The sequence below is a fragment of the Alcanivorax sp. genome (assembly GCF_051117345.1).
In the GTDB taxonomy this organism is placed as follows: domain Bacteria; phylum Pseudomonadota; class Gammaproteobacteria; order Pseudomonadales; family Alcanivoracaceae; genus Alcanivorax.
This window is the reverse complement of sequence record NZ_JBNPEC010000011.1, coordinates 1-5,183: the sequence shown is the minus strand read 5'-3', so window position 1 is coordinate 5,183 and position 5,183 is coordinate 1. Positions and strand designations below refer to the sequence as shown.

4 protein-coding genes and 1 pseudogene are annotated in these 5,183 nt (G+C 58.2%); 3 read left to right on the top strand and 2 right to left on the bottom strand.

The window, feature by feature from the left end:
• A pseudogene (locus ACFE0K_RS01080) lies at positions 1-393 on the top strand (SDR family NAD(P)-dependent oxidoreductase); the annotation flags it as partial.
• A 99-nt stretch (positions 394-492) separates the two neighbouring features.
• Here the strand turns inward: ACFE0K_RS01080 and ACFE0K_RS01075 are convergent.
• Positions 493-1,392, bottom strand: coding sequence for a DMT family transporter (locus ACFE0K_RS01075; protein WP_434534298.1), 900 nt, complete (start codon positions 1,390-1,392; stop codon positions 493-495).
• Between the two features lie 279 nt (positions 1,393-1,671).
• Complete coding sequence (locus ACFE0K_RS01070; RefSeq protein ID WP_434534297.1) at positions 1,672-2,559, bottom strand: metal-dependent hydrolase; 888 nt, start codon at positions 2,557-2,559, stop codon at positions 1,672-1,674.
• Positions 2,560-2,971: 412 nt separating this feature from the next.
• Here ACFE0K_RS01070 and ACFE0K_RS01065 point away from each other — a divergent pair, with 412 nt between their 5' ends.
• Together ACFE0K_RS01065 and ACFE0K_RS01060 are read left to right on the top strand one after the other, a co-directional pair.
• Positions 2,972-4,573, top strand: a complete 1,602-nt coding sequence (locus ACFE0K_RS01065; RefSeq protein WP_434534296.1) for a GMC family oxidoreductase — start codon at positions 2,972-2,974, stop codon at positions 4,571-4,573.
• Between the two features lie 250 nt (positions 4,574-4,823).
• Positions 4,824-5,183, top strand: a 360-nt coding sequence (locus tag ACFE0K_RS01060) for a DUF1223 domain-containing protein (RefSeq protein WP_434534295.1), incomplete at its 3' end; no start/stop codon positions are given.

Here is a 5,183-nt window from a genome sequence, read left to right as displayed (position 1 = left end):
TGGGTGGCTGCCAATGAATATGCCCATACCAGCCTGCGCTTTTCCTCCATCAACTATCCGCTGGTGCGCACGCCGATGATTGCGCCCACCAAAATCTATGACTACCTGCCTGTCATGTCGCCGGACACTGCGGTGAACTGGTTGCTGGATGTAATCATCACCCAGAACAAACGCAAGCTGGGCATCTTCGGCAAGGGTGCCCTGGCCATGTATTACCTGCTGCCGAAGACGTCGGAATCCATCGTCAACCTGAGCTACCAGAGCCTGTTTGAAACCCCGCCGGCGGATTATGTGTCGCGCAAGGATCGCTCTGCAGACGACGCCATCGCAGACAGGGACAACGACAGAAAGGTGGCGCCATTTCGCGCCAGAGAGAACAAGCACCAGGCCTGAAGATTCTGAACAGTCTCGTTTCTACTGTGGGAAGCGATGCACCCATCGCTTCCCACAAAAAAATCAGGATTGTTGGCCGTTATCGTCAGGGCTCTTCGATCAGTGAACACCCCAGCGGGACGGGAGGCGGCTCGCACCGGAATAAACGCTCAGTGCCGTCACCGCCACCAGTATCAACATCATGCCAATGACCTGTGAACCAGCCAGGCTTTCATTCAATATCCACACACCAAACAACGACGCGGTTACCGGCTCAACCATGGCCACGATAGACGCCACGGCCGGTGCCACATTCCTGAGGCCGACCACATAAAGCACAAACGACAACCCGGCCCCCAGCACACCCAGCCCGACAAACAACGGCCAGTCCGATGAGTAGGCGGCAGTCATAATCTGCCCCACATCCGCCGGCCACACCAGGATCATCACCAGCACCGAAAACGCAATAAACAGAATCGCCTGGGGGCTGCCATGGGGTGCGGCATACTTGAATCCAAAAATGAAGACGGCATAGCTGACCCCGGCCAGCAAACCCGCAGCAACGCCGATCGCCGTTACCCCTCCCGCCTCCATGCCATAAACGCGGGTAAGTAAAACGATACCCAGCAGCACCACGACAATAGCGGCCCACTTTAATGCAGAAGGGCGCTCCAGCTTCAGAGCAAACGACACCAGGTACACGAACACCGGGGCGCAATACATCAGCGTGGCCGCCACCGCGACACTGCTCCGGGAAATACTGAGAAAATAGAACGCGAAATTACCTGCTACACCCAGGCCGGCAATAACAGACCAACACCATAACCGTTGACTGGTCAGGCCATGGTCACCCGGTTGCAGCATCAGCCAGACCAGCACGAGGAGCAGACCAATCGCGCCCCGATAGAACGACACCAGGTACGCACTCCAGCCATCGGCCATAAGCATACCGCCGATGCCGCCTGACAACCCCCAGCATAGAGCCGCCAGAATCACCAACGCTGTGCTCACGCGCGCCATCTGCACTCCCGCCTGCCCGGCACGCTGCAAGGCGCACCAGGCGACAACGAACGAACCAACACACAAGCCACATTAACCCAGGCTCTCATCTGTCACTGAAACGCAGATTTTTTCTCTATGCAACATCCGCGCAAAGCGTCGAAGGCAGGGCGGAAGCCGTAAGTCGTGTTGTCGTCACAGGGGCACAGAAACGTGATCATCGGTGAGAAAAGAGAAGGTCAGAAACGCTGGCTGGCACCACGACCATGGTGCCAGCCCAGAAGGAACAGGCGGGAAAGATCAGGCGGAGGCAGCAGCTTCCTGCTCAGCCAGGAAACTATCGATCTGCAGCAACAACTCACGGTTATCATGATCCCAGGGATGGAAACCCGGGCGGAAATAATCCAGGTAGTTGCCGATCTGCTTTCGCAGCATGCCGATATCACCGAAGGTGTAGTGGAAAAATTTCTGCCACCCTTTCCAGTCAGTCAGCTTGCCCTGCTCGCGCAATACTTCAAGGAAGACCGGAATCACCAGGCCCCAGAACACCACCGTCGCCAGGCCCAGGCCGAAACACCGCAGCCCATAGGCACCGACACCTTTACCCATGACCGCTGTCCAGACATCGAATGCCACCGCCTTGTGCTCGGTTTCTTCCAGTGCATGCCAACGCCACAGCGCGGCGTAGGCCGGGTCGGCCCCTTCCACCACGCGAGGATCACTCAACACGCTATCCGCAAGCAGTCCGGTGAAATGTTCCAGGGCAATGGTGCCACTCAGAGACACCGGCGCACTGTACTTGTTGAACCTCTTGAGCACGCCCTCCACCAGGCGCTCAAATTTGGGTGCCACCGAGGACACCGCAAACAGGGCATCGTTATATTCTTCATGCTCCCGGCCATGCATGGCTTCCTGACCGATGAACGCGGTGACCGCCTTCTTGAGATCGGGATCGGTAATCTGATCCCGGTAGGCACGCACACTGTCGATAAAAAAGCGCTCACCCACAGGCAGGATGGTGGAGAACGTATTCAGAAACGCCGTCAGCACGGGGCCGCCCGGCGTGTGCCAGTCGGAAATCCGCTTGGGGTCCACATTGAAGCGAATACTCCTGCGCGTCGGCACCAGCATGGGCGTTGCGCGGGTATTATCCGTTACCAGACGTAGCGCTGCAGACAGCTTTTTCATTGTTATCTCCATTGATCATCACGCCCCCGGCAGGCTGACAGCATGCCGGGAAAACAAGAGCCTCATCTAAACATACGCAGGGACCCTTGGCACGATGCTAAAACTTGCATCGCGAAAGCCATTACGCATAGCCGTTAAGGCCATCTGAGGCTTGATTCAGCATACAGGAAAGCACCATGGATAATGGCCTTATCAGGGCGACGTTCTGCTGCCCCGGGTTTGTATGGAAAAGCTCTCACGAGCGTCCTGTCGGTCACACAAACAGTACTTACCACCACAAAAACCCGGTGATAATCTGTTTCCCAGACGTTGTGATGGATATCGGTACCAGCCCCCACCAACGAACGCTTGCCGGAACAGATGCCGCTGTCGAGCCGCACCGTGAATAACAAACAAGAAAAGGGACCCAGCCATGGAAAACGACTTTGACTATCTCATCATCGGTGGGGGATCCGCAGGGTGCGCCCTGGCCGGGCGACTGAGTGAAGACCCTGACACCCGCGTCTGTTTACTGGAAGCGGGCGGCCAAGGGGATGGTCTGCTGGTCAATGTACCGTCCGGCGCCGTGGCCATGCTCTCCAAGCCCATCAACAACTGGGTCATGGAAACTGTGCCACAGAAAGGCCTGAACGGCCGCCAGGGCTTCCAGCCCCGCGGCAAATGCCTGGGGGGCTCGTCCGCCATCAACGCCATGGTCTATATACGTGGCCACCGCGAGGACTACGACCAGTGGGCTGCACAGGGCAATGACGGCTGGTCCTATGAGGATGTGCTGCCCTACTTCCGCCTCAATGAACACAACGAGCGCATCGATAACGACTACCACGGCACCGACGGGCCACTCTGGGTCAGCGACAGCCGCACCGGCAACCCCTTTCAGGATTACTTCCTGGATGCCGCCAGAGAGTGCGACATCCCCATTACCGATGACTTCAACGGCGCCGAGCAGGAGGGCGCCGGGGTCTTTCAGGTCACCCAGAAGGATGGCGAGCGCTGGAGCAGCGCGCGGGCTTACCTGTTTCCCCATATGGATCGCAACAACCTGACTGTGGAAACCAATGCCCAGGTCCAGCGTATCCTGTTCGAGGGTAAGCGCGCCGTCGGCGTGGAATTCAAGCAGGGCAAGCAGGTGCGTACTGTGCGGGCCCGCAAGGAAGTGCTGCTGTCCGCCGGGGCCTTCCAGTCTCCCCAGCTACTGATGCTGTCCGGGGTGGGCGATGCGGAAGAACTGAAAAAGCACGGCATCCCGGTGGTGCATCATCTTCCCGGCGTGGGCAAGAACCTGCAGGATCACCCGGATTTCATCTTCGGCTACACCACCGACAGCCCGGCCACCTTTGGCTTGTCACCGGGGGGCATGTGGCGGGCGCTGATGGCCATGGGCACCTACCGCAAGGAACGGCGCGGGCTGTGGACCTCCAACTTTGCCGAAGCCGGTGCCTTCCTGAAAACCCGGCCGGAACTGTCCGCACCGGATCTTCAACTACACATGGTCACCGCCCTGGTGGATGATCACGGTCGCAAGATGCACTTCACCCAGGGCTATTCCTGCCATGTCTGCCTGCTACGGCCACGCAGCCGGGGCAGCGTGCAACTGGCCAGCGCCAACCCGGACGACCTGCCCCTGATCGATCCAGCCTTCCTGGACCATCCCCAGGACCTGGAAGACATGGTGGAAGGCTACAAGATCACGCAGAAAATCATGGAAGCGCCGTCCCTCAAGCGGTGGATGAAAAAAGATATGTTCACCGCAAACGTGAAAACTGACGACGACATCCGCGACGTGATCCGCCAGCGCGCTGACACCGTTTATCACCCGGTGGGCTCCTGCAAGATGGGCACCGATGAAGCTGCTGTGGTCGATCCACAATTGCGCGTCCATGGCATCGACGGCCTGCGTGTCATCGATGCGTCCATCATGCCCACTCTGATCGGCGGCAACACCAATGCGCCGGCAATGATGATTGCGGAAAAAGCGGTGGATATGATTCGGGGGAAGAGCCGGGTCAGCTAGAGAGCCTCTGAGCGCCCCACTGCCGGGGCGCTTATCCGGGGCATGCATGAATACGGCGGATGGCTCACGCAAATTCCATCTTCCCCGGATTTCCCTCCCTCACTCCCCTCCTTAAGAAGCAGGCTTCCGCCTCCCTCTTTCTGTGAAGTTGCCCTCATCCAGAGCCGTCTCGCTCTTTCGTACAAACCAGCCTGTAACGAACCCTGCGGACTGACATCAAAGCGCTAACGGAAAACATAGGACCTCTCTTATGCGAGCGCCGCTTAGCCTGTTTCTTTTTCTTGTGCCTGCCCTGCTGAATGCCGGCAGCATGCCCCTGACATTCAGCAGTGGCGAACAAAAAGTCTCACTGATTGAGCTTTACACATCCGAGGGCTGCAGCAGCTGCCCGCCGGCCGACCGGTTTATCCGATCCCTGGGAAAACAAGAAGGACTGTTTTCGGCGTTTATCCCGCTGGCTTTTCACGTGGATTACTGGGATTACATCGGCTGGGCTGATCCTTATGGCAGCCCGGCCTTTAGTGACCGGCAACGTCGCTACGCACAGATTCACGACGCCGGTCGCGTCTACACCCCTGGCTTTTTCATCAATGGCAATGAGTGGCGCGGC